Raw genomic sequence first — 1603 nt, 5'->3', positions numbered from 1 at the left:
CCCTGGAAGGCATTCCGGAAGGCTTCGCCAAGGCGATGGAGACCGAATACAAGAAGGCGGCCGAAATCTCCAAGCGCTATGCCGTCGAAGGCACCGACCATGATCTCGGTCACGGCGATGTCGTCATTGCCGCCATCACCTCCTGCACCAACACCTCGAACCCGAGCGTGCTGATCGGCGCCGGTCTTTTGGCCCGCAATGCCAACCGGCTCGGTTTGAAGCAGAAGCCGTGGGTGAAGACCTCGCTGGCTCCCGGCAGCCAGGTGGTCGCCGAATATCTGGAGAAATCCGGCCTGCAGAAGGAGCTCGACCAGATCGGCTTCAACCTGGTCGGCTTCGGCTGCACCACCTGTATCGGCAATTCCGGCCCGCTGCCGGCGCCGATCTCCAAAACCATCAACGACAAGGGCCTGATCGCCGCCGCGGTCCTGTCCGGCAATCGCAACTTCGAAGGCCGTGTCTCGCCTGACGTGCAGGCCAACTATCTGGCCTCGCCGCCGCTGGTCGTCGCGCACGCGCTGGCCGGAACTGTCACCAAGGACCTCACGACAGAGCCGCTCGGCGAGGACAAGAACGGCGAGCCGGTCTACCTCAAGGACATCTGGCCGAGCTCGGCCGAAATCCAGGAGTTCATCGAGAAGAACGTCACCCGCGAGCTGTTCGCCCGCAAGTATGCCGACGTCTTCAAGGGCGACGAGTACTGGCAGAACGTCAAGGCGCCGGAAGGCCAGACCTATGCCTGGGACGACAACTCGACCTATGTGCAGAACCCGCCCTATTTCGCCGGCATGACATCAGGTTTCGGCAAGATCGGCGACATCAAGGGCGCCCGCGTGCTCGGCCTGTTCGGCGACAAGATCACCACCGATCACATCTCGCCGGCCGGATCGATCAAGGCAGCGTCGCCGGCCGGAAAATATCTCACCGACCACGGCGTCGGTGTCGCCGACTTCAACCAGTACGGCACGCGGCGCGGCAATCACGAGGTGATGATGCGCGGCACCTTCGCCAACATCCGCATCCGCAACCACATGCTGGGCGAGAACGGCCGCGAGGGCGGCTACACCATTCACTACCCGTCGAAGGAAGAGGAATCGATCTACGACGCGGCGATGGAGTACAAAAGGGAAGGCGTGCCGCTGGTCGTCTTCGCCGGCGTCGAATACGGCAACGGCTCGTCGCGCGACTGGGCGGCCAAGGGAACCAATCTGCTCGGTGTCCGCGCGGTCATCGCCCAGTCCTTCGAGCGCATCCATCGCTCGAACCTGGTCGGCATGGGCGTTATCCCCTTCGTCTTCGAGGAAGGCACCTCATGGGCATCGCTCAACCTCAAGGGAGACGAGCTGGTCGAGATCGACGGACTGAGCACCATCAAGCCGCGCCAGACGATGATCGCCAAAATCACCTATGGCGACGGCACGGTGAAGAACGTGCCGATCATCTGCCGCATCGATACGCTGGATGAGCTCGACTACTTCAAGAACGGCGGCATCCTGCAATACGTGCTGCGCGATCTGGCAGCTTAGTAAGGGAGTAGGGGAGTAGGGGAGTAGGGGAGTAGGGAAGGGAATACCTATTCCCCTATTCCCCTATTCCCCTATTC

The 1603-nt window shown here is 61.9% G+C and carries 1 protein-coding gene; it reads left to right on the top strand.

Annotated elements, in window-relative coordinates; translation table 11 throughout:
- Positions 1–1526, top strand: a 1526-nt coding sequence (gene acnA / locus ENZ74_RS31295; RefSeq protein WP_127313280.1) for an aconitate hydratase AcnA, incomplete at its 5' end; no start/stop codon positions are given.
- Positions 1527–1603: the final 77 nt, after the last annotated feature.

It is taken from the genome of Mesorhizobium sp. M7A.F.Ca.CA.002.15.2.1 (assembly GCF_003998715.1).
GTDB classification, from domain to species: Bacteria; Pseudomonadota; Alphaproteobacteria; order Rhizobiales; family Rhizobiaceae; genus Mesorhizobium; species Mesorhizobium ciceri.
This window is presented reverse-complemented; position numbering and strand designations above follow the sequence as displayed.